The sequence below is a fragment of the Streptomyces coryli genome, assembly GCF_011044975.1.
Classification (GTDB): Bacteria; Actinomycetota; Actinomycetes; order Streptomycetales; family Streptomycetaceae; genus Streptomyces; species Streptomyces coryli.
Genome location: NZ_JAAKZV010000035.1, coordinates 25,161 through 47,623 on the forward strand (window position 1 = coordinate 25,161; position 22,463 = coordinate 47,623).

Annotated in this window: 21 protein-coding genes; 15 read left to right on the forward strand and 6 right to left on the reverse strand. The window is 71.0% G+C overall.

Annotated features, from left to right (window positions below):
* Nucleotide 1 precedes the first annotated feature (1 nt).
* Nucleotides 2-709: a 1-acyl-sn-glycerol-3-phosphate acyltransferase gene (locus G5C51_RS11230; protein WP_165235867.1), complete on the reverse strand. Its 708-nt coding sequence runs from the start codon at nt 707-709 to the stop codon at nt 2-4.
* 33 nt (nt 710-742) lie between these two features.
* Between G5C51_RS11230 and G5C51_RS11235 the strand changes: the two genes are divergently transcribed.
* The 5 genes from G5C51_RS11235 to G5C51_RS11255 all read left to right on the forward strand — a co-directional run bounded on the left by G5C51_RS11235 (nt 743) and on the right by G5C51_RS11255 (nt 5,891).
* Entirely contained in the window at nt 743-1,081 is a 339-nt protein-coding gene (locus G5C51_RS11235) for a thioredoxin family protein (protein ID WP_165235869.1), read from the forward strand.
* A 99-nt stretch (nt 1,082-1,180) separates the two neighbouring features.
* Nucleotides 1,181-1,969, forward strand: a complete 789-nt coding sequence (locus tag G5C51_RS11240; protein ID WP_165235872.1) for an electron transfer flavoprotein subunit beta/FixA family protein — start codon at nt 1,181-1,183, stop codon at nt 1,967-1,969.
* Between the two features lie 48 nt (nt 1,970-2,017).
* A complete protein-coding gene (locus G5C51_RS11245) occupies nt 2,018-2,980 on the forward strand; it encodes an electron transfer flavoprotein subunit alpha/FixB family protein (RefSeq protein ID WP_165235875.1) in 963 nt (320 codons plus the stop codon).
* 135 nt (nt 2,981-3,115) lie between these two features.
* Complete coding sequence (locus tag G5C51_RS11250; RefSeq protein ID WP_165235878.1) at nt 3,116-4,396, forward strand: DUF6986 family protein; 1,281 nt, start codon at nt 3,116-3,118, stop codon at nt 4,394-4,396.
* A gap of 79 nt (nt 4,397-4,475) precedes the next feature.
* Nucleotides 4,476-5,891 (forward strand): AAA family ATPase, encoded by a 1,416-nt coding sequence (locus G5C51_RS11255; RefSeq protein WP_165235881.1) that lies wholly within the window; start codon nt 4,476-4,478, stop codon nt 5,889-5,891.
* Nucleotides 5,892-5,893: 2 nt separating this feature from the next.
* Here G5C51_RS11255 and G5C51_RS11260 read toward each other — a convergent pair whose 3' ends face one another.
* Nucleotides 5,894-6,883: a LacI family DNA-binding transcriptional regulator gene (locus G5C51_RS11260; protein ID WP_165235908.1), complete on the reverse strand. Its 990-nt coding sequence runs from the start codon at nt 6,881-6,883 to the stop codon at nt 5,894-5,896.
* Between the two features lie 174 nt (nt 6,884-7,057).
* Here G5C51_RS11260 and G5C51_RS11265 point away from each other — a divergent pair, with 174 nt between their 5' ends.
* Entirely contained in the window at nt 7,058-8,017 is a 960-nt protein-coding gene (locus tag G5C51_RS11265) for an ROK family protein (protein WP_165235884.1), read from the forward strand.
* Nucleotides 8,018-8,388: 371 nt separating this feature from the next.
* Here the strand turns inward: G5C51_RS11265 and G5C51_RS11270 are convergent, their stop codons facing one another.
* A complete protein-coding gene (locus G5C51_RS11270; RefSeq protein ID WP_206313703.1) occupies nt 8,389-10,419 on the reverse strand; it encodes an NPCBM/NEW2 domain-containing protein in 2,031 nt (676 codons plus the stop codon).
* Nucleotides 10,420-10,659: 240 nt separating this feature from the next.
* On the opposite strand from G5C51_RS11270, the gene G5C51_RS11275 reads away from it, so the two are divergent.
* From G5C51_RS11275 to G5C51_RS11285, 3 genes are read left to right on the forward strand one after another with little or no spacing between them, the layout of a single operon-like run.
* The gene (locus tag G5C51_RS11275; protein ID WP_165235914.1) at nt 10,660-11,925 is read left to right on the forward strand and encodes an ABC transporter substrate-binding protein; all 1,266 of its coding nucleotides are present in this window, start codon (nt 10,660-10,662) and stop codon (nt 11,923-11,925) included.
* Nucleotides 11,926-11,978: 53 nt separating this feature from the next.
* The gene (locus G5C51_RS11280; RefSeq protein ID WP_165235917.1) at nt 11,979-12,854 is read left to right on the forward strand and encodes a carbohydrate ABC transporter permease; all 876 of its coding nucleotides are present in this window, start codon (nt 11,979-11,981) and stop codon (nt 12,852-12,854) included.
* Nucleotides 12,851-13,726 carry a carbohydrate ABC transporter permease gene (locus G5C51_RS11285; protein ID WP_165235887.1) on the forward strand — a complete coding sequence of 292 codons (876 nt, stop codon included), beginning with the start codon at nt 12,851-12,853 and terminating at the stop codon, nt 13,724-13,726. The genes G5C51_RS11280 and G5C51_RS11285 overlap by 4 nt, the downstream gene beginning before the upstream one ends.
* A gap of 7 nt (nt 13,727-13,733) precedes the next feature.
* Here the strand turns inward: G5C51_RS11285 and G5C51_RS11290 are convergent, their stop codons facing one another.
* Complete coding sequence (locus G5C51_RS11290) at nt 13,734-14,015, reverse strand: hypothetical protein (protein ID WP_206313704.1); 282 nt, start codon at nt 14,013-14,015, stop codon at nt 13,734-13,736.
* Between the two features lie 452 nt (nt 14,016-14,467).
* Here G5C51_RS11290 and G5C51_RS11295 point away from each other — a divergent pair, with 452 nt between their 5' ends.
* Complete coding sequence (locus tag G5C51_RS11295; RefSeq protein ID WP_338118098.1) at nt 14,468-15,550, forward strand: MerR family transcriptional regulator; 1,083 nt, start codon at nt 14,468-14,470, stop codon at nt 15,548-15,550.
* 11 nt (nt 15,551-15,561) lie between these two features.
* The gene (locus G5C51_RS11300) at nt 15,562-16,806 is read left to right on the forward strand and encodes an MFS transporter (RefSeq protein ID WP_206313705.1); all 1,245 of its coding nucleotides are present in this window, start codon (nt 15,562-15,564) and stop codon (nt 16,804-16,806) included.
* Nucleotide 16,807: 1 nt separating this feature from the next.
* Here the strand turns inward: G5C51_RS11300 and G5C51_RS11305 are convergent, their stop codons facing one another.
* The gene (locus tag G5C51_RS11305) at nt 16,808-17,044 is read right to left on the reverse strand and encodes a hypothetical protein (protein ID WP_165235890.1); all 237 of its coding nucleotides are present in this window, start codon (nt 17,042-17,044) and stop codon (nt 16,808-16,810) included.
* A gap of 119 nt (nt 17,045-17,163) precedes the next feature.
* Between G5C51_RS11305 and G5C51_RS11310 the strand changes: the two genes are divergently transcribed.
* The 3 genes from G5C51_RS11310 (at nt 17,164) to G5C51_RS11320 (ending at nt 19,681) form a co-directional block, all read left to right on the forward strand.
* Nucleotides 17,164-18,114: an NUDIX domain-containing protein gene (locus tag G5C51_RS11310; protein ID WP_165235893.1), complete on the forward strand. Its 951-nt coding sequence runs from the start codon at nt 17,164-17,166 to the stop codon at nt 18,112-18,114.
* A gap of 142 nt (nt 18,115-18,256) precedes the next feature.
* Entirely contained in the window at nt 18,257-18,964 is a 708-nt protein-coding gene (locus G5C51_RS11315) for a hypothetical protein (protein ID WP_165235896.1), read from the forward strand.
* Nucleotides 18,965-19,045: 81 nt separating this feature from the next.
* Nucleotides 19,046-19,681, forward strand: a complete 636-nt coding sequence (locus G5C51_RS11320; protein WP_240929561.1) for a class F sortase — start codon at nt 19,046-19,048, stop codon at nt 19,679-19,681.
* 12 nt (nt 19,682-19,693) lie between these two features.
* Here the strand turns inward: G5C51_RS11320 and G5C51_RS11325 are convergent, their stop codons facing one another.
* Nucleotides 19,694-21,064 carry a dipeptidase gene (locus G5C51_RS11325; protein ID WP_165235899.1) on the reverse strand — a complete coding sequence of 457 codons (1,371 nt, stop codon included), beginning with the start codon at nt 21,062-21,064 and terminating at the stop codon, nt 19,694-19,696.
* Nucleotides 21,065-21,218: 154 nt separating this feature from the next.
* Here G5C51_RS11325 and G5C51_RS11330 point away from each other — a divergent pair.
* The coding region (locus tag G5C51_RS11330) for a geranylgeranyl reductase family protein (protein ID WP_338118099.1) at nt 21,219-22,463 on the forward strand (1,245 nt) is incomplete at its 3' end.

Here is a 22,463-nt window from a genome sequence, read left to right on the forward strand (position 1 = left end):
CTCAGGTCGCCGGCTTCGGTGCGCTCCCGCCCAGATGGGCCGGGAGCCACCAGGAGTCGTCGGGACCCTTCGGCTTGTCCGGGTACGCCTCCTGGGCCGCGGTCAGCAGCTCCTGCACCCGCCCCTTGAGCTTGGCGGTCAGCGCGTCCTGGTCGACCTGCGAGCCGACGCCCATCGGCTCGCCGACCCGGATCGTGATGGGGAAACGATTCCGCCCGAAGTCCCGCTTGCGGCCCTTCGTCCAGAGCCGCTGCGTGCCCCACACCGCCATCGGCAGCAGCGGCACGCCGGCCTCCTGGGCCATCCGCACCGCGCCCGACTTGAATCCCTTGAGGGTGAACGACTCCGAGATCGTCGCCTCCGGGAAGACGCCCACGATCTCGCCGCGCCGCAGCGACGCCAGGGCCTCACGGAAGGCCTGCGCCCCCTGGGCCCGGTCGACGGGGATGTGCTTCATCCCGCGCATCAGCGGCCCGGAGATGCGATGCCGGAACACCGATTCCTTTGCCATGAAGCGCACATACCTCTTCGCGGGCAGCGTCGCATAGCCGCAGAAGATGAAGTCGAGATAGCTGATGTGATTGCTCACCAGCACGGCACCCCCGTCCTTGGGGATGTGCTGCGCGCCGTCAAGGTCGATGCGAAGACCCAGGGCCTTGAACCAGGTGCGCGCTGCCTGGATCACCGGCGGGTAGATGAGCTCTGCCACTTCCGCAGCATACGGTCAGGCATCCTGGGTCGCATGGAAGCGCTTCTCACACCCGCGGACCTTGACATCGAGGGCCTGGGGAGCAGGGCCACCCTGGTGCAGTTCTCCAGCGCCTTCTGTCAGCCCTGCCGCGCCACCCGCCGGGTGCTGACGGACGTGGCGGCGATGGTGCCGGGAGTGGTGCATACGGAGATCGACGCCGAGTCGCATCTGGAGCTGGTGCGGCGGCTGGAGATCACCGGCACGCCGACCGTGCTGGTGCTGGACGCCGCCGGGTCGGTCGTGCGCCGGGCGACGGGAATGCCGCGGAAGGCCGACGTCATCGCGGCTTTGGGCGAGGCAGTAGGGAACGTCACAGTTCAACGTCCTTGAAACCAGGGAATGACGTCGATGTACTGACGAGTAATATGCATATGCTGCCAGCACGGCAGTTTCAAGGACGAGACGAACGAGAAGCGGTTGGGAGCCGGCGTGAGCTTGAGGATCGTTGTCTGTGTGAAGTACGTGCCCGACGCCACCGGCGACCGGCACTTCGCCGATGACCTGACCGTCGACCGCGAGGACGTGGACGGTCTGCTGTCGGAGCTGGACGAGTACGCGGTCGAGCAGGCCCTGCAGATCAAGGAAGCGAACGACGACGACGCCGAGATCACCGTCGTCACCGTAGGCCCGGAGGACGCCCGCGACGCGCTCCGCAAGGCGCTGTCGATGGGCGCCGACAAGGCCGTGCACGTGGAGGATGACGACCTGCACGGCACCGACGTCTTCGGCACCTCGGCCGTGCTGGCCAAGGCCGTCGAGCACGCCGGCTACGACCTGGTGGTCTGCGGCATGGCGTCGACCGACGGCACCATGGGCGTGCTCCCGGCGATCCTCGCCGAGCGTCTCGGCGTGCCGCAGGTGACGCAGCTGTCCGAGGTCTCCGTATCCGGCGGGACCGTGACCGGCCGCCGTGACGGCGACTCCGCGACCGAGCAGCTGGAGGCCTCCCTCCCGGCGCTGATCTCCGTGACGGACCAGTCGGGCGAGGCCCGCTACCCGTCCTTCAAGGGCATCATGGCCGCCAAGAAGAAGCCGGTGGAGGAGCTGGACCTGGACGACCTGGGCCTGGAGGCCGACGAAGTCGGCCTGGAGGGCGCCTGGACGAAGGTCGAGGAGGCCACCGAGCGCCCGGCGCGTACCGCGGGCACGATCGTCAAGGACGAGGGCGAGGGCGGCAAGCAGCTCGCCGAGTTCCTCGCGGGCCAGAAGTTCATCTGAGCCCCTACGTCCCCCTCCCTCACACTCTGCACAGGAGATTGTCTTCCCATGGCTGAAGTCCTTGTCTACGTCGACCACGTCGACGGTGCCGTCAAGAAGCCCACGCTGGAGCTGCTCACCCTCGCCCGCCGCATCGGCGAGCCCGTCGCCGTCGCGCTCGGCAACGGCGCCGCGGACACCGCCGCCACGGTCGCCGAGTACGGCGCCGTGAAGGTGCTGACCGCCGACGCGCCGGAGTTCGGCGACTACCTGGTCGTGCCGAAGGTGGACGCGCTCAAGGCCGCGTACGACGCGGTGAACCCGGCCGCCGTGCTGGTGCCCTCCTCCGCGGAGGGCAAGGAGGTCGCTGCCCGGCTGGCGCTGCGGCTGAACTCTGGTCTGATCACCGACGCCGTCGACCTGGAGGCCGGTGACGACGGCCCGGTGGCCACGCAGTCCGTGTTCGCGGCCTCCTTCACCACCAAGTCCCGCGTCTCGACCGGCACCCCGGTCATCACCGTCAAGCCGAACTCGGCCGCCCCGGAGGCCGCCCCGGCCGCGGGCACCGTCGAGGCCCTGAACGTGTCCTTCTCGGACGCTGCCACCGGCACCAAGGTCGTCTCCCGCACCCCGCGTGAGTCGACCGGCCGCCCGGAGCTGACCGAGGCCGCGATCGTCGTCTCCGGCGGCCGTGGCGTGAACGGCGCGGAGAACTTCCACATCATCGAGGCCCTGGCCGACTCGCTCGGCGCGGCCGTGGGCGCCTCGCGGGCGGCGGTGGACGCCGGCTGGTACCCGCACTCCAACCAGGTCGGCCAGACCGGCAAGTCGGTCTCGCCGCAGCTGTACATCGCCTCCGGTATCTCCGGTGCGATCCAGCACCGGGCCGGCATGCAGACGTCCAAGACGATCGTCGCGATCAACAAGGACGCCGAGGCGCCGATCTTCGACCTCGTCGACTACGGCATCGTCGGCGACCTCTTCGAGGTCGTCCCGCAGCTGACCGAAGAGGTCAAGACCCGCAAGGGCTGACCCGCTCGCCGCAGCTCGTCCACAGGCCCCCGTACGCGACCGCGTGCGGGGGCCTGTGCGTGAGGCTGACCATTGACGTTCCGCATGGTGGAGATTAACTTTCGTTTCAACGCTTTGTTGAGTTGAGGGAGTGGGATGGTGCAGGGAGCTGAGTCCTCGGTGGGGGTCGCGACGTCGCTCGCAGTCTCCGTACGCGCGAAGATCGGCGCCTCGCTGGCGCAGGTCGACGCGGAGCTGGCGAGCCGTTACCCGGGCGACCCGGGCACCCGGCAGCCCGTGCACACGGTCTACGTCCCCGGCGACGCGTACCAGGCCGGCACCGTCCGCTCCTGGGGCGACCAGGCCCTTGCCCTGCTCGACGAGCACGCTCCCGACGCGGGCGCGCTCGCGGGCGTCCTCGGCATCCCCGACGAGCTCGCCGGTCCGGTCTACGACCGGGTGCGCGCCAAGCTGACCCGGGAGCCGGTCGAGGACCTGCGGATCGACTTCGAGGACGGCTACGGGCCGCGCCCCGACGAGGAGGAGGACGAGGCCGCCGCGCGCGCCGCGCAGCTGCTGTCCGCCGCCGTCGCCGACGGCAGCGCGCCGCCGTATCTCGGCATCCGCATGAAGTGCATGGAGGCCGCCGTCCGCGACCGCGGCATCCGCACCCTCGACATCTTCCTCACCGGGCTGCTGGAGAACGGCGGCCTGCCGGACGGGCTCGTCCTCACCCTGCCCAAGGTCACGTACGCCGAGCAGGTCACCGCGATGGTGCGGCTGCTGGAGGAGTTCGAGAAGGCCCGCGGCCTCGCCGCCGGGCGGATCGGCTTCGAGATCCAGATCGAGACCACCCAGTCGATCCTCGGCGGCGACGGCCGCGCCACCGTCGCCCGCATGATCGACGCCGCCGAGGGCCGGGCCACCGGGCTGCACTACGGCACCTTCGACTACAGCGCCTCCTGCGGCGTCAGCGCCGCGTACCAGTCCATGGACCACCCGGCCGCCGACCACGCGAAGGCCGTCATGCAGGTCGCGGCGGCCGGCACGGGGGTCCGGCTGTCCGACGGCTCGACGAACGTCCTGCCGGTCGGCGACACCCAGCAGGTGCACGCCGCCTGGAAGCTCCACCACGACCTCGTACGGCGCTCGCTGGCCCGCGCGTACTACCAGGGCTGGGACATGCACCCGGGCCACCTGCCGACCCGTTACGCGGCCGTCTACGCCTTCTACCGCGAGGGCCTCGAGCAGGCCGCCGCGCGGCTCGCCGCGTACGTCGCCCAGGCCGGCGGCGCCGTCATGGACGAGCCCGCCACCGCCAAGGCGCTCAGCGGCTACCTGCTGCGCGGGCTGGACTGCGGCGCGGTCGACCTGGCCGAGGTCACGAAGCTCACCGGCCTCGAGCGGCCCGAGCTGGACAAGCTCGCCGGGCGTTAAATCAGCTGCTTGTGCCGCCTCCGTCCCCCTAGCGTGGGAGGGAGGCGGCAGACCGGCCGCCGGTGACGGGGGGCTGACGATGGAGCAGCAGGAACTGGCCGAATTCGGCCGCCTCTTCCGGGACTTCCTCGACCAGGTGGTGCACCGGGAGGACGCGGCGGAGGACCGCTCGCTGATGGAGCGGCTGGCGGACCACTTGGGCGCCAGGCCCGAGGAGATCCCGGTCGTCAAGGGCGGCTACGCGGCGTACGACCACGCGAATGTCCATCTCGCGCTGGAGCGGTGGTTCAGCAGCGAGGGCCGTACCCACGAGCTGATCGGGCTGACCGGCGCGGGCCGGGTGCACGACTCGCTGTCGGAGATCCTGGAGGCGGCGCAGCGGCGGGACCGCTTCATCCTCGGCGCCGTCGATTACGCCTATCTGCCCGTCGCGCCCGGCGAGGAACTCGCCTGCGTCTCGTTCGGCATCTATCTCGGCACGGACGGCGACGAACGCTATGCGGTGCTGCTGCGCGGGCCGAGCGACGAGTACGGCCACGACAAGGTGGAGCTGGAGGTTCTCGCCCCCTCCCGGGAGGCGGCGAAGCGGTTCCTCGGCGGGATCGACGGGCTCATCCGCGAGCACAACGTCTTCCGCGGGAAGATCCTCTCCTTCGAGGGCTCGGACTTCGACGACGGCATCGGCCCGTTCCGCTTCCACTCGCGCCCCGGTCTGTCCGAGGGCGACATCGTGCTGCCGGACGGGGTGCTGGAGCGGATCGAGCGGCAGATCGTCGGCGTGGCCCGGCGCCGCGAGGTGCTGCGGGCGGCGGGGCAGCACCTGCGCCGGGGGCTGCTCCTCTACGGGCCGCCGGGTACCGGCAAGACGCACACCGTGCGCTATCTGCTCTCGCGGCTCCCGGACTTCACGGCGGTGGTGCTCGCCGGGCCGACGATCCGGTTCGTGGGCGCCGCGTGCGCGCTGGCGCGGCAGCTGCAGCCCGCGCTGGTGGTGCTGGAGGACTGCGATCTGGTGGCGGAGGCGCGGGACTTCAGCGAGGGCGAGCAGCCGCTGCTCTTCCAGGTGCTCAACGAGATGGACGGACTCGGCGACGACGCCGATGTGGCGTTTCTGCTGACCACCAATCGCGCCGATCTGCTGGAGCCCGCGCTCGCGCAGCGGCCGGGGCGGGTCGACATGGCGGTGGAGGTGCCGCTGCCGGATGTGCCAGGGCGGCGCCGGCTCTTCGGCCTGTACGGCGGCCGGTTGGGGCTCGGCGAGGAGGATGTCGAGCGGGTGGTGGAGCGTACCGACGGCACCACGGCATCGTTCACCAAGGAACTGGTGCGGCGTTCCGTGCTGTTCGCCGCCGAGCGCGAGGAGAAGACGGCGGCCCGGGATGTGGAGGCGGCGCTCGACGAGCTGCTGTCCGACCGGGACCTGCTGACCCGGAGGCTGCTCGGGGTGGCGGGCGAGGAGCCGGACGACGAGGACGAGTGGGAGCCCGAGGGCTGACCTCAGGCCGGGGGGACTTCGCCCGAGCCGCGGACGATCAGCCGGGTCGGCAGCTCCACCCGCTTCGGCGCGTCGTGCACGCCCTCGAGGCGGCGGAACAGGGTCTCCGCCGCCGTCCGCCCCAGCTCCGCCGGATCCTGCGCGACGACGGTGATGCCGGGGGAGAGGAGATCGGCGAGCTCGAAGTCGTCGAAGCCGACCAGGGCCACGGGGGCGGAGCGGGCGCGTTCGCGGAGCATGCGGACCGCGGTCACGGTGACGCGGTTGTTGCCCGCGAAGAGGGCGGTGACCGGCTCCGGGCCGTCGAGCATCGCGCCGATCGCGGTGCGGACGCGCTCGGGGTCGGTGGAGCCCATCGAGACCCAGGAGCCGTGCACCGGGAGGGACGCCTCGGTCATCGCCGTACGGTAGCCGCGCAGGCGCTCGGCGGCGGTATGGATCTGGGGGTGGTCGCCGACGAAGCCGATCCTGCGGTGGCCCTGCGCGATGAGGTGGGCGACGCCGTCGCGGGCGCCGCCGTGGCTGTCCGACAGGACCGTATCCACGTCGATGCGGCCCGCGGGGCGGTCGACGAAGACGGTCGCTATGCCGGCGGCGATCTCCGGCTCGAGGTAGCGGTGGTCGTCGCTGGCCGGGATGATCACCAGGCCGTCGACGCGGCGGGCGCAGAAGGCGAGGACGAGCTCCTGCTCGCGGGCGGGCTCCTCGGCGCTGGAGCCGTTGATCAGGAGGGTGCCGTGGGCGCGGGCGACCTCCTCGACGGCCCTGCTGAGCGGGGCGTAGAAGGGGTCCGCCAGGTCTTCGAGGACCAGGCCGATGGACGACGTACGGCCTTTGCGCAGGATGCGGGCGCTGTCATTACGGCGGAAGCCGAGGGCGAGGATCGCCTCGCGGACCCGCTGCTCGGTGTCCGGCGTGACGCCGGCCTCGCCGTTGACGACGCGCGAGACCGTTTTCAGGCCCACGCCGGCCCGGGCGGCGACGTCCTTCATCGTCGGCCGGGAGCCGTAGCGGCTGGAGGCGGTGTCTGTCGGCGAGTCGGTCACGTTCCGGTGTCCTTCTGGTTCCGTGGCAGGTGGTGTCGATCATAGGGTCTGGACAACGTTGTCAGGGGCGGGGAGGATATGGTCATCCCCGTCCCGTCACCAGGAGAGTTCTCTACGCCGATGCAGACTGACCTCATCGCCGCGCTCGATATCGGCGGCACGAAGATCGCTGGCGCGCTTGTCGGGGAGGACGGACAGCTGCTCGTACGGGCCCAGCGCCCGACCCCGGCCAAGGAGAACGCCGGTGTGGTGATGGGCGCGGTCACGGAGGTGCTGCGGGAGCTGACGGCGGCACCGGAGTGGCCACGGGCAGCGGGTCTGGGCATCGGCAGCGCAGGACCGGTGAACGCCTCGACCGGCACCGTCAGCCCGGTGAACATCCCCGGCTGGCGCGAATTCCCGCTGGTCGCGGGCGTACGCGAGACGGTCGGCACGGACCTGCCGGTGGAACTGGTCGGCGACGGCGTCGCGATCACGGCAGCCGAGCACTGGCAGGGCGCGGCGCGCGGTCGTGCGGGCGCGCTGTGCATGGTGGTTTCCACGGGAGTTGGCGGCGGCCTGGTGCTCGACGGCCGCATCCACCCTGGGCCGACGGGCAACGCGGGTCACATCGGCCACATCTCCGTAGACCTGGACGGGGATGCGTGCCCGTGCGGCGCGCGGGGGTGCGTGGAGCGCATCGCGAGCGGCCCGAACATCGCCGCACGCGCTTTGAGCGAGGGCTGGCTGCCGGGCCCGGATGGCGATGCGACGGCGCGGGGAGTGGCGGCCGCGGCGCGGGCGGGCGATCCGATCGCGCTGGCTTCCTTCGACCGGGCGGCGCAGGCGCTGGCGGCGGGTATTGCGGCGACGGCGACGTTGGTCGAGATCGAGATTGCCGTGATCGGTGGGGGAGTGGCGGGGGCGGGAGACCTGCTCTTCGAGCCGCTGCGGCGGCATCTGAAGAGCTACGCGACGTTGTCCTTTGTGTCGGGGCTTGAGGTCGTACCGGCGGTGCTGGGCACAGATGCGGGGCTGATAGGGGCGGCGGCGGCTGCGGCGCAGGGCTTGCGATTGCCGCCATTCGCGACAGGGGCCTGAGGCAACGCTGTCCGGTATCCCGGACAGCCACCCGCCAGCACCCAACCGTCACCCGGCAGCGCCGGCTGCACTTGCTGGGCAGCCGCCCGCCAAGACCTCGACCGTCACCCGGCAGCGCGAAGCCCCCCGCCCCTCCTCCCTTCCGTAGCCAGCCATTCAACTGGCACCGGGACCAGGCTTAAGTCGGCGACGCGACCGTCACCATCCGATGCCAAGCCGTCCGTTTCCCCGCGGGGACGGGTGAGTTGGCATCGGATGGTGACGGCAGCGTCGCCGACGTGCGTCCGATCCCGGTGCCGGCCGGAAGGCTGGCTACGGAAGGGGAGAAGGGGCGGGGCGCCCAGCGCTGCCGGCCGGCGGGAGGTCTGTCCTCAGCAGCTCAGCTTGGCCTCCGCCCAGTCCGCATGGTCGCTGTCCACGCCATCGCCGCCGTCCGTGACGACAAGGCGTACGGTCGTGGCGCCAGTGACGTCAGCCGTGAGGTCCTGCGCCGGCATCGCATTGGTGAGTGTGTCCGTGGCGGCTGCCTTCTTGTCGTCCGCCCAGACCTCGAAGGCGACCGTGCCCTTGTCGGCCTTCTCGTCGTCGAGGCCGACCTTCGCGGTGACGGCGCTGCACTGCTTGCCGGTGTAATAGACGATCTCGCTTACGGCATGCGCACCCAGCCCCTTCGCATACGTAGTGCCGCCGATCGTGATCGGACTACCGTCCCCCGCCTCGTCCTCGCCAACGCTCGTGTCCTTCTCCACCGGCCCCCAGCCATTCGTGGCGCTCAGCCAGGTGAGATCGCTCGCATGAGTAGAGCCGTCCGGTGGTGCTTGGACTACATACGCGCGGCCGGTGAGTTCGGCGCTGACTTGATCCCCCTTCGGGGACTTATAGCTGGACCTCAAGGTGAGCTCATGCGCCCCCTGTTGGGCACCGGCAGGCGCGGACACGCTCCATTTCGTACGGAGCTTGCCCCCGCTCGGCAGCGCCGGCGCCGTCGACGACGTGGCCGCCTTCACCTGCCACCCCTCCGGCCCGGAGAGCGCCGCCTTCACCTCACGCGCAGCCGTACGACCGTGGTTCACGACCGTGGTCGTGGTCTCCGTCGGCCGGCCCCCCTCCACGTACGGCGTCGTGTCGATGCCTGCCTCGACGGCCGGGGGATGTGATGCCCAGTCGCCGTCCGCCGAGACGCGGTACATCGCCGTGCCATGGGCCGGGACCGTCGCCGCGATCGTGCCCGCAGTGTTGAAGCTCTTGTGCTGCCACAGGTCGCGCAGCGTGTAGGCGTCGGCTGCGGGCAGGCCCAGTTCCTTGGCTGACGTGGCGATGTGCTGTGGCTGGTCGGTCTCGTTGAAGAGGGTCACCGCCCTGCTGCCGTCGGCCATTTCCTTGCCGACCACCCAGCGGCCGCCTTCCGAGCTGAGCACCTCGCCCTGCTTGCCGAGCGGGTCCTGGTCGACGGCGATGACCTCCTTGTTGCCCAGGATGTCGAAGGTGGTCTCGTCCGCCTTGCGCAGATCGGAGCCGATGAGCAGGGGCGCCGCCATGATCGACCACATCGAGAAGTGGGTGCGGTACTCGGTGTCCGTCATGCCGCCGTTGCCGACCTCGAGCATGTCGGGGTCGTTCCAGTGGCCGGGGCCCGAGTACTGCGAGAGCGGCAGGTTCTGCTTCATGATGCCGAGCATGCTCGACCAGTTGTCGCTGATGTCGCCCGTGGTGCGCCACAGGTGGCCGACGTCCTTCGCCCACTCCCAGGGCTTGTTCTCGCCCCACTCGCAGATGCTGTAGACGATCGGGCGGCCGGTCGCCTTCAGGGCGTCGCGCATCTTCGTGTAGCGCTGCTTGGCGTCCACGCCCTGGTTGTTGCAGTTGTCGTACTTCAGGTAGTCGACGCCCCAGTCGGCGAACTGCTGGGCGTCGGACTCCTCATGGCCCAGCGCGCCCGGGAAGCCCGCCGTGTTGCAGGTCTTGGTGCCGGCGCTGGTGTAGATGCCGAACTTCAGGCCCTTGGAGTGGACATAGTCGGCGACCGCCTTGATGCCGTTGGGGAAGCGCACCGGGTCGGGGACCAGTTTGCCGTCGGCGTTGCGCTCGGGGAGCGCCCAGCAGTCGTCGAGGTTGACGTACTCGTAGCCGGCGTCCTTCAGGCCGCGCTCGACGAAGATGTCGGCGATGCCCTTGACCATGGCCTCGTTGAAGTCCGCCCGGCAGTGGGTGGAGTTCCAGTTGTTGAAGCCCATCGGCGGGGTCTTGGCGAGCCCGTCGTCCAGGAGTGGTCGGACGTCGTCCTGCGGCCGGGCCTCGGCTGGTGCGGCGAGGGCGCCGGCTCCCAGGAGCAGGGCGGCTAATGCTCCGATGATTCGCTTGCGTGATGGTTGGTGGCGCACGCTACGTCTCCTTGGGTCCATCGGTCGTCATGACCGCGTCAAGGTCCGGGTGTTTACGGTAGGCCGTGTTCGACTCTGTCGGAAGAGAAGAGATAACAGTTGCCTGTTGGACCGTGAAAACCCTTGACGAGGCCCGGAGTCGGGGGTGTGATCCGGGGCATCCCGTTCGGTTGTGTTCGGTAACGCCCTTGAGGAGGAAGAGCCATGAGCCGCTCTTCGCACGGCGCCGGCGCGGCGCACCAAGTGGTCACAGGACATCCGATGTCCCGCCGGGGTCTGCTGCGGACGGCCGCCATCGGAGCCGGGGCTGTGACCCTGCCCAGCCTCCTGGCGGCCTGCGGCGAGGGGCCCGGTGGCGGCGGCAATTCGATCACGCTCGGTTCCAATGCCTCCGACCCGGTGCCGAAGAAGGCCTACCAGAAGGTCTTCGACGCGTACGAGAAGAAGTCGAAGAAGACGGTCAAGGTCAGCACCAAGGACCACAACGACTTCCAGGAGAACATCAACCGCTATCTGCAGGGCAGCCCGGACGACGTCTTCATGTGGTTCGCCGGCTATCGCATGCAGTTCTTCGCGAAGAAGCGGCTGCTGACGGATATCAGCGACATCTGGAAGGGCTTCAAGGGCTTCTCGCCCGCGCTGAAGGAGCAGTCCACCGGCGAGGACGGCAAGCAGTACTTCGTGCCGCTCTACTACTACCCGTGGGCCGTTTTCCACCGGAAGAGCTTCTTTACGGAGAAGGGCTACGAACCCGCCGCGAACTGGGACGACTTCATCGCCCTCGCGAAGAAGATGAAGAAGGACGGGACGCCGGTCGCCTTCTGCGACAAGGACGGCTGGCCCGCCATGGGCACCTTCGACTACATCAACATGCGGCTCAACGGATACGAGTTCCACAAGGCGCTGATGGCGGGTGAGGAAGCCTGGACCAGCAGCAAGGTCAAGGGCGTCTTCGACCTGTGGGGCGAGCTCATGCCGTACTACCAGGACGGGGCGCTCGGCCGCACCTGGCAGGAGGCGGCGCAGGGGCTGCACAAGAAGGAGACCGCGATGGCGGTCTTCGGGATGCCGCTGCCCGGGCAGCAGTTCCCCGAGGCGGATCGCGACGACATCGACTTCTTCCCGTTCCCCGAGATCAGTCCGGAGCACGGGCAGGACGCCGTCGAGGCACCGATCGACGGATTCCTGCTCTCCAAGCGGCCGAAGAATGAGCCGGGTGCCAAGGATCTGATGAAGTTCCTGGCCACGCCGCGGGCCGAAGAGGTCTATCTGGCCGCCGACCCGACCAACATCGCCTGCAATGACGGCGCCGACACCGCGAAATACTCCACGCTGCAGAAGAAGGCCGTGGACCTCGTCTCCGGCGCCAAGCAGATATCGCAGTTCCTCGACCGCGACACCCGGCCGGACTTCGCCTCCACCGTGATGATCCCGGCGCTGCAGACCTTCATCAAGAACCCGAAGGACGTCGACGGACTGGTCAACGATATCGAGCGGCAGAAGAAGTCCATCTTCGCGGCCGAGTGAGGGAGTTGCCTTCCGTGCCGCAGAAAGCGGAGCCGGCGCCCAAGCGGCGGCGGATGCGGCGCTTCACGCGCCGCGACGTCGCCGTCCTCGGGGTGCTGCTGGGGATACCGGTCCTCATCGACATAGCGATCGTGTGGGGCCCGACGGTGGCGTCCATCGGGCTGTCCTTCACCAGCTGGGACGGCATCGGGGACATCAAGGGCGTCGGCGGCCGTAATTACGAGGACCTGGCGACCGGGTATCCCGCCTTCTGGCCGGCCGTCCGCCACAATCTCCTCTGGCTGGCCTTCCTCGCCTTCGTCGCCACCCCCTTCGGACTGCTGCTCGCGGTGATCATCGACCGCGGGGTGCGCTTCAGCCGCTTCTATCAGTCGACGCTGTACATGCCGGTGGTGCTCTCCCTCGCCATCGTCGGCTTCATCGCGCAGCTGGTGCTCTCCCGCGACAACGGCGCGCTGAACGCCGTCCTCGCCAACCACGACAACCCCGTGGACTGGCTGGGCGATTCGGACATCAACCTCTGGATGGTGCTGATCTTCGCCGGCTGGCGGCACGTCGGCTACGTGATGATCCTCTACCTGGCCGGCCTCAAATCGGTCGACCCGACGCTGAAGGAGGCCGCGGCGATCGACGGCGCGAACGCCCGGCAGACCTTCTTCCGCGTGGTCTTCCCGACGCTGCGCCCGGTGAACGTCATCGTCGGCGTCATCACCGTCATCGAGGCGCTGCGCGCCTTCGACATCGTCTACGTGATCAACAAGGGCCGCAACGGCCTGGAACTGCTCTCCGTGCTCATCACGGACAACATCATCGGCGAGGCCAGCCGCATCGGCTTCGGCTCGGCCATCGCTGTCGTGCTGCTGACGGTCTCCCTGGGCTTCATCGTCACGTATCTGGTCCAGGAGCTGCGAGGGGAGAAGGGCCGATGACGATGCCACTCACGGTGCGGCGGCGGCGCGGCCGACTGGGCGTGCACGCCTTCCTCGCGGCGGTCTCGCTCGCCTTCCTGGCTCCGCTGCTGCTGGCGGTCTACGCGTCCCTGCGCCCGTACCAGGAGACGGCGGAACACGGCTATCTGTCCTGGCCGAAGCGCCTCTCCTTCGACTATTACGAGCGCGCCTACACCGACTCCGGCATGGGGAAGTACTTCGTCAACACCCTGCTGATCGCGATCCCCGCCGTCATCGTCACGATCTTCCTGGCGTCCTTCGTGGCCTTCGCGGTCGCGCGGCTGCGGGTCCGCTTCGGCATGGTCCTGCTGATCGCCTTCACCGCGGGCAATCTCCTCCCGCCGCAGGTGCTGGTCACCCCGCTCTACGTGGTCTTCAACAAGATCCCGCTGCCGTGGTGGATGTCGGACTCGCTGCTGCTGTACGACTCGTACTGGGCGGTGATGATCACCCACATCGGCTTCCAGGTCGGCTTCTGCGTCTTCGTGCTCTCGAACTTCATGCGCACGCTCCCGACGGAGATCCTGGAAGCGGCGATCGTCGACGGCGCGGGCGTCTGGACCCAGTACTGGCGCATCACCCTCCCCCTCTGCCGCCCGGCCCTGGCAGCGCTCGCCACCCTCGAATTCACCTGGATCTACAACGACTTCCTCTGGGCCCTCATCTTCATCTCCAACCCGGACAAGCTCCCGATCACGTCATCGCTGAACAACCTCCGCGGCCAGTTCTTCACCGACTACAACCTCCTGGCGGCGGGCTCGGTCCTGGTCGCGCTGCCGACGATCCTGGTCTTCCTGCTGCTGCAGCGACACTTCATCGCGGGGCTCACGCTCGGGTCGAGCAAGGGGTGAGGGCCGGTCAGGGCTTCTGCTCAGGTGCCCCGAGGCGGATCTGCCGGTGATCGGCGAAGAGCTCCAGACGTGAGCAGCGGGCGCACTGAATCCCGGTCGCCGACTCATTCGCCCAGTCCAGCTTCAAGAGCGTCATGCCCGCGGTGTTGAGCTGGACCTCGCGCTGCCAGAACAACTCACTCCGGCACACCGGACAGACCATCTGCTGCGGCCCCACCCGCACCAGCCACGGCCCCCGATGCCGCTTACGGCCCACCACACAAACCACCCCGTCCCCGATCTTGGTCACCTTGCCGTTCGAGCCTGTCGATCACACCGCCCAAGGTCAAGCCATGGCACGGCCCCCGCCTGCTGTCACCAGGTACCCGTGTCTACCTTGCTGACGGAGCCAAGGGTGCGGAAGGTGTGCAGCGTAAGGTCGAGATCCTTCTCAGCACAGCCCGGACAGCGGTCCCTTATATGGCGACCGGCAGGCTGCCGAGAAAGGTCACGGCCTTCCCGATGGAGAAACCCGTCGGCCTCGGGGGCGGCCGCCGCCTGAGCGGTACCGGCTGGCGCGGGGAGGAGTGCCGCGGTTACGGCCACGGTGACGATCTGTCCGATGCAGCACGATGCCGGTCGTGCCCTGGCGCATGCGCGGCAGTTTGCATGTGGGGTAGTTGACCTTCCCCCCGGGGCAAGCCGCAGGATCGGCGGCGGTGGTGAAGGTGGCCGGGGTGGGGAGGGATCGTGGAGCGGCTGGTGACGATCGGAGTGTTTGCGCGGGCCGCGCGGGTCTCCGCCAAGGCGCTGCGGCTGTACGACGAGATGGGGGTGTTGCCGCCGGCCGCGGTCGATGCCGAGTCCGGGTATCGGTATTACGACCCGGGGCAGCTGGAGCGGGCGCGGTTGATCGCCTGGCTGCGGCGGCTGGGGATGCCGTTGGCGCGGATCCGCGAGGTGTGCGAGCTGCCGGAGGGGGAGGCGGCCGAGGCCGTCGCCGGCTACTGGGAGCAGGTGCTGGCCGAGACCGCCGCCCGCGGGGAGCTGGCCACTTTCCTCGTCGACTATCTGCGGGGGAGGGGCAGTTCGATCGCCGAGCCCGCAGTCGTGCTCGGCATGCGCTACGCCGCCCGGTCCGAGTCGGGCCTGGTGCGTACGAGCAACGAGGACACCGCCTACGCCGGGCAGCGGCTGCTCGCCGTCGCCGACGGCATGGGCGGCGCGGGCGGTGACCTCGCGAGCGCCGCGGCGGTCGACGCGCTCAAGCCGCTGCAGGCCCTCGCCGTCCCGGCCGACGAGCTGCTCGGCGCCCTGGCAGCCGCCGTCGAGGACGCCGACCGGGCCATCGGCGACATCGCGGCAGCCACGCCCACCGGCGGCGCGGGCACCACCCTCACCGCGCTGCTGTGGTCCGGCTCCCGGCTGGCGCTGGTGCACATCGGCGACAGCCGGGCGTATCTCGTACGGGACGGGGAGCTCTTCCGGATCACCCACGACCACACGTACGTGCAGTCGCTGGTGGACGCCGGGAAGCTGACCGAGGCCGAGGCCGCCTCGCATCCGCAGCGGGCGCTGCTGGTACGGGCGTTGACCGGGACGGGGGAGGCGCGGGCGGATCTGTCGCTGCACCGGGCCGCGGCCGGGGACCGGTATGTGCTGTGCTCCGACGGGCTGTCCGCGGTCGTGCCGGAGGCGGAGCTGCGCGAGGCGCTCATCGGCGTGGCGGACGGGCCGCAGGAGGTGCTGGACGCGCTGCTGGCGCGGGCGTATGCCGCCGGTGCGCCGGACAACGTCGCCTGCGTGGTCGCGGACGTGGTCGGGCTGGACGCGGCAGCTCGGTGATTCCGCGGGCGGTGGGCCGGTCGCTCGGGTCCGTCGCGATCGACCGGCGGCCGCTGGCCGTCCCGGCTTTCCGGCGGCTGTGGATGGCCTCGACGGTCTGCGCCATCGGTGGGTCGTTCAGTGTGGCGGCGGTCCCGGCGCAGCTGTTCGCCGTGAGCGGGTCGTCGGCGGCCGTGGGGGCCGCGGGCGCGGTGTCGTTCGGCGCGCTGGTCGTGGCCGCGCTCTGGGCCGGGGCGGCGGCGGATGTCCGGGACCGGCGGAGCGTGCTGCTGGCCGCCAACTGCGGGCTCGCGGCGACGTATGCCGCGCTGGGGGCGTACGCGGTCGTGGGCGGCCGGTCGATGGCGGTGCTGATGGTGCTGGTGGGCTGTCAGGGGCTCGCCTACGGGGCGATCATGACCACCATGGGAGCGGCGGTGCCGCGGCTCGTCCCGGTGGAGCTGCTGCCGGCGGCCAACGCCCTGACCTCGCTGGTGCGTTACACCGGCGCCGTGCTCGGACCGCTGCTGGCGGGGATGCTGCTGCCGGTCGTCGGCGTCGGCACGCTGTATCTGTGCGACGCCGTGGCGCTGCTGGCGGTCGTACGGGCCGTGGTGCGGCTGCCGCCGCTGCGGCCGCGGTCGTCCGTCCCGTACGAGGTCGGGCTGCGGCACATCACCGCAGGCTTCCGCTATCTGGCGCGCAGCCGGCTGCTGGTGGCCGTGCTGGGCGTGGACCTCGCGGCGATGGTCCTCGGCATGCCGGTCGCGCTCTTCCCGGAACTCGCGCGAGACGTCTACGGCGGACCGGCGGGCGGCGGCCCCGCACTGGGGCTGCTCCTCGCCGCGTATCCGGTGGGGGTCTGCTGCGTCGGCCTGCTGTCGGGGACCTTCACCCGCGCGCGGCGGCACGGCGCGGTCATGGCGGGGGCGGCCCTGGCATGGGGTGGCACGGTCGTGGTCCTGGGACTCGCCGCCGAGCTGTGGCTCGCGCTCGCCGCGCTCGTCCTCGGCGGGGCGGTGAACTTCCTGCTCAGCACCTTCCGTAACGCCATCACCCAGGCGCATACGGACGACGCCGTGCGCGGCCGGGTGCAGGGGGCGCTGACGGTGGTGCTCATCGGAGGGCCGCAGCTGGCCAACTTCCTGCACGGAGCCGCCGGTTCGCTCCTCGGCCCGCGCGCGGCGATCTCCGGCGGCGGGGTGCTGACGATGCTCGCCGTCGCGGTGATCGTACGGGCGGTGCCGGAGCTGCGCCGCTATCGCGCGGACAGCTGAGTCACCCCTCGGAAGACGGGAAGCGGCGGACCAGATTGCCGCCGAGCTCCACCGCGAGCCCGCCCAGGTCGCCGCCCACATACCGGCCTAGGCGCAGCAGCAGCTCGGCCGCCGCGTGCGCCTCCGTCAGGGACAGCAGCGGAGGGGCCTGCGGCCCGGTCTCCGTACGGTTGATCAGCTCGCGCAGGCGGGCGATGTCGTCCGCGGAGCCCAGCAGGGATTCATCGCTCGTGCTCATGATCGCCCAACGTACACAGCCGCACTGACATAGGGTGCGGCGGGCCCGCGGAAGTGGCGCGGGTTTCCCGCGGAGGGTGTTGCGGGCAACTCCAATACGGCGACCGGAGGGGGACGAGCGTGATCGTGTGGCTGAACGGGGTTCCGGGCACGAGGCAGCGCGCGGTGGCGGAGGCGCTGGTCGAGGCGATGCCGGGGTCCACGCTGTACGAGCCCGAGCTGATCGCGGGCGGGCTGCGGATGATGCTGCCGGAGAAGCAGTACGAGTCGCTCGCCGACCTCCGCGAACTGCCTGCCTGGCGGCGGCTCGTCGTCGACACCGCGGCCGCGCTGCTCGCGCAGATGGGCGGCGGCGCGCTGATCGTGCCGATGACCCTCGTCAGCCAGGCGTACCGGGACGAGATCTTCGGCGGGCTGGCGGCCCGCAGCATCGCCGTACGACATGTGCTGCTGCGCCCCGAGGAAACGGTTCTGCGCGAGCATCGGATGCCCGCCTGGGTGCGGGCCGAGGCGTACGCCGTCGACGCGGGGCGGCGCGATCCCGCGGAGGTCGCCGACGAGCTCGCGGCCGCGCTGTCGTCCGGCGCCGGGGACTGCGGGATCGTGCAGACGCCGGAGCCGACCGGGGAGACCGTGGCCGCCGGCGTGCTGCTCTTCGACGAGGAGGAGCGGGTGCTGCTGGTCGACCCGACCTACAAGCCGGGGTGGGAGTTCCCCGGCGGCGTCGTCGAGCGCGGTGAGTCGCCCGCACGCGCGGGCGTGCGCGAGGTGGCGGAGGAGCTCGGCATCGAGCTCGACGGGCTGCCGCGGCTGCTGGTCGTCGACTGGGAGCCGCCCGTGCCGCCGCGGCACGGCGGGCTGCGGCTGCTCTTCGACGGCGGTCTGCTGGACGCCGGGCGGCGGGAGCGGGTGCTGCTGCCCGGACCCGAGCTGCGCGCCTGGCGGTTCGCCTCCGAGGCGGAGGCGGAGTCGCTGCTGCCGCCGGTCCGCTACACCCGGCTGCGGTGGGCGCTGCGCGCCCGGGCGCGGGCGACGGCGCTCAACCTCGAGGCCGGGGTGCCGGTCGGGTAGCCGGCCGTCTCCTTTATCTGCCGAGCCGCACCGATGGGCTAGGAAATGCCCCATTCAGCACACTCTGAGTGCGTGTCGGTGCTTTCGTCTGCATAGCGTCTGTGCCAGTAGCGATTCACTGGTTCGGAAAGAGGATGCGGTTGTGATGCGGACGATATGCACGGCGGTGACGGCCACGGCGCTGGCCGCGCTGGCCGTCGGGGTGGCGGCGCCGGAGGCGGCGGGGCAGGACGGCGACATCACCTCTTTCGGCTATTCGGTGTCCCCGAAGAAGGTGAAGGCCGGCGGCCAGGTCGACCTCACCGTCCAGGACTGCACGGAGCACGAGGCCACCGCCCGCTCCGGCATTTTCGACCGTACGACCCTCGGTATGCCCGGCGCCGTGCAGAGCGCCCGGGTCACCGTGGACTGGGAGGCCAAGCCCGGCGCCCAGTACACCGTCATCTTCACCTGCGGCAAGGAGACCGGCCGCTCGACGATCACGGTCTCCGGCACGAGCAGCGGCAGCGCCTCGCCGGAGCCGACCAGCCGGCCGCCGCAGTCCGGATCCACCTCCCGGCCCAGGTCGTCCGGCAGCGCCACCCCTGCTGCTCCGGGCGCAGGCACGCGCACCACCCCCGCGCCGTCCGGGACCACCCGCGCACCGTCCGGGTCCACCGCCGCGCCCGCCGCACCCTCGGGGTCGGCCACCGCGCAGCCCGCCGTGCCGTCCGCCCCCGCCCGGGGTGGGCTCGGCGGCTCGCAGGGCGACGGGCGCTATCTGGTCGCGACCGGTTCGGCATTGAGCTCCGCCGCACTCGCGGTGGGTGTGCTGACGTACTGCAGACGGCGGGCTGATCAGCGCCGCTAGGGCATGTCCGTCCGCATGTGGGCGCGGCGCCTCGGATCCGGGGCGCCGCGCTCGCCGAACTCAACGAACGGTGAACCAGCCATGACCCGGCACATACCCGGGGCCGCGCGGCCCGCGCGTGGCTACCTCCCCACGATGGCCGTGCTGCTGTGCGCCTTCTTCGCCGGCCTCGGCATGATCGTCAGCGGTCTCGGCGGGAGCGACGGGCCGCCGCGCCCGACGGGTGCCGACGGCGCCGGCCCGCGGCCGCACGAGCCGCTGCCGCCCGCGCGGCCCGCCCAGGTCCGTATCCCCGCCGTCGGCGTCGACGCGCCGCTGATGGCGACCGGACTCGACGAGGCCGGCTGGGTCGCGGCGCCGCCGGCGAACGTGAAGAACCTCGCCGGCTGGTACCGCGGCGCCACCGCGCCCGGCGCGAACGGCACCGCGATCATCGTCGGCCACGTCGACAACCGCGTCGGGCCCGCGGTCTTCTACAACGCCGGCAAGCTCAAGCCCGGCACCACGATCCAGATCGACCGCAAGGACGGCCGCACCGCGGTCTTCTCCGTCTACCGGGTGCGGCTCTACTCGGTCGACAACTTCCCGGCCAAGAAGGTCTACGGCCGCAACGGCATGCCCGAGCTGCGGCTGCTCACCTGCGGCGGGAAGTACGTGCCCGGGCAGGGCTACGAGGCGAACACCGTCGTCTACGCCCGGCTGACCGGCGTGCGCTGAGGCCGTGCGGCGTCAGTTGCGCGCGGCCGCGTACTTCTGCAGGAACAGCGCCTCCGTGAGCGTCAGTTGCCGCAGCTCCGCCGGCGAGACGCTCTCGTTCGGGGCGTGGATCTGCGCCTCCGGCTCGCTGAGACCGATCAGCAGGATCTCGGCCTTCGGGTAGAGCGTGGCGAGGGTGTTGCACAGCGGGATCGAGCCGCCCTGGCCCGCGGCCTGCATCTCCTCACCCGGGTACGCCTCCGCCATGGCCTCCGCCATCGCCGCGTACGCCGGGCTGGAGGTGTCGGCCAGGAAGGGCTGGCCCTGTCCGACCTGCGTCGTGGAGACCTTCGCGCCCCAGGGGGTGTGGGACTCGATGTGCGTGCGCAGCAGCTGGGTGGCCTCGGCGGCGTCCGTGCCGGGCGGCACCCGCAGCGAGATCAGCGCCCGCGCCCGGGACTGTACGGACGGCGTGGCGCCGCTGACCGGCGGGCAGTCGATGCCGATGACGGTGACGGCCGGCTTGGACCAGATCCGGCCCGCGATGCCGCCGGAGCCGGTCAGCTCCACGCCGTCGAGCACCTTGGCGTCCTTGCGGAACTGCTCCTCGTCGTACGCGATGCCGTCCCACTCGCCGCCCGCGCCCAGGCCCTCGATGGTCGTCGAACCGTCGGCGGCGCGGGTCGAGTCGAGGGTGCGGATCAGCGCGGCGAGGGCGTCGGGGGCGGCGCCGCCGAACTGGCCCGAGTGCAGATTGCCGGCCAGCGTCTCCACCTCGATCTGCACCAGCGTCATGCCGCGCAGCGAGGCGGTGACAGTGGGCAGGCCGACGCGGAAGTTGCCGGAGTCGCCGATCACGATCGCGTCGGCGGCGAGCAGCTCGGGGTGGGCCTCGGCGTAGCGCTCCAGGCCGCCGGTGCCCTGCTCTTCGGAGCCCTCCGCGATGAACTTCACCCCGACCGGGATGCCGCCGTGCTCCTTGAGCGCGCGGAGCGCGGCCAGGTGCATGACGATGCCGCCCTTGCAGTCGGCGGAGCCGCGGCCGTACCAGCGGCCGTCGCGCTCGACCAGCTCGAACGGCGGGGTGGCCCAGGCGTCCTCGTCGAGCGGCGGCTGGACGTCGTAGTGGGCGTAGAGGAGGACGACGGGGGCGCCCTCGGGGCCGGGCAGGTAGCCGTACACCGACTGGGTGCCGTCCGGGGTGTCGAGCAGCGCGACGTCCTGGAAGCCCTCGGCGCGCAGCGCGCCGGCGACCCAGTTGGCCGCGCCCTCGCTCTCGCTCCGCGGGAACTGCTCGAAGTCGGCCACCGACCGGAACGCCACCAGCTCGGCAAGCTCGTCTCGCGCACGGTCCTGCAGCGCGGCGACGGTCGCGACGAGCTGATCGTTCTGGGCGGTGGTCATGGGAACGCTCCTTCAGGTCACACCGTTGACGAGGTGGTATGCGGGATGCTGCCGATCCTGCCACAGCGGTTCGCCGCCATAGGATGCGGCAGTACGTACCGGACGGTAGGTGTGGGCGCGAGCGGGAACGGACTTCAAGGTGAGCAGCGACCAGGTGCAGGGCGGCGGCGAACACGAGCAGGAGGCGCCGGGCGGCGACGGCCGGGTGTGGGACGTCATCGTGGTCGGCGCGGGACCGGCCGGGGCGAGCGCCGCGCACGCCGCGGCGGCCGCCGGGCGGAGCGTGCTGCTGCTGGAGCGGGCCGAGCTGCCGCGCTACAAGACGTGCGGCGGCGGGATCATCGGCCCGTCGCGGGACGCGCTGCCGCCGGGCGTCGAGCTGCCGCTGAAGGACCGGGTGTCGGCGGTGACGTTCTCGTACCACGGCAAGCTCGCCCGGACCCGGAAAGCGCGGACGACGCTCTTCGGGCTGGTGAACCGGGCCGAGTTCGACGAGCTGCTGGTGGAGGCGGCGGTCAAGGCGGGCGCGGAGCTGCGTACCGGGGCGACGGTGGCGCGGGTGGAGCAGCACGGCGAGAACGTGCCGGACCGGCGGACCGCGGCCGTGGTGCTGGCCGACGGGGAGACGGTGCTGGGGCGGGCCGTGGTCGGCGCGGACGGCAGCGCCTCGCGGATCGGCTCGCATGTGGGCGTGAAGCTGGAGCAGGCGGATCTGGGTCTCGAGGCGGAGATTCCGGTGCCGGCGGAGGTCGCCGAGGACTGGCGGGGGCGGGTGCTGATCGACTGGGGGCCGCTGCCGGGGTCGTACGGGTGGGTGTTCCCCAAGGGCGACACGCTGACGGTCGGGGTGATCGCCCCCAAGGGCGAGGGCGCGGCGACCAAGCAGTATCTGGAGGACTTCATCGCGCGGCAGGGGCTCGCGGGCTTCGAGCCGGAGGTCTCGTCGGGGCATCTGACGCGGTGCCGTACGCACAACTCGCCGCTGTCGCGGGGGCGGGTGCTGGTGTGCGGGGACGCGGCCGGGCTGCTGGAGCCGTGGACGCGGGAGGGGATCTCCTTCGCGCTGCGGTCCGGGCGGATCGCGGGGGAGTGGGCGGTGCGGGTCGCGGAGGCGCAGGACGCCGTGGACGCGCGGCGGCAGGCGCTGAACTACGCCTTCGCGATCAAGGCGGGGCTCGGCGTGGAGATGGCGGTCGGGCGGCGGATGCTGGCGATCTTCGAACGCCGGCCCGGGGTGTTCCACGCGGCGCTGACCGGGGTGCGGCCGGCGTGGCGGATCTTCGCGCAGTTCACGCGGGGGCAGGTGTCCATGGCGGATGTGCTGCGTACGCATCCGATGGTGCATCGGGCGCTGGCGGTGCTGGACCGGAAGGAGCGGGCGGAGCGGCCGGGGCGGCGG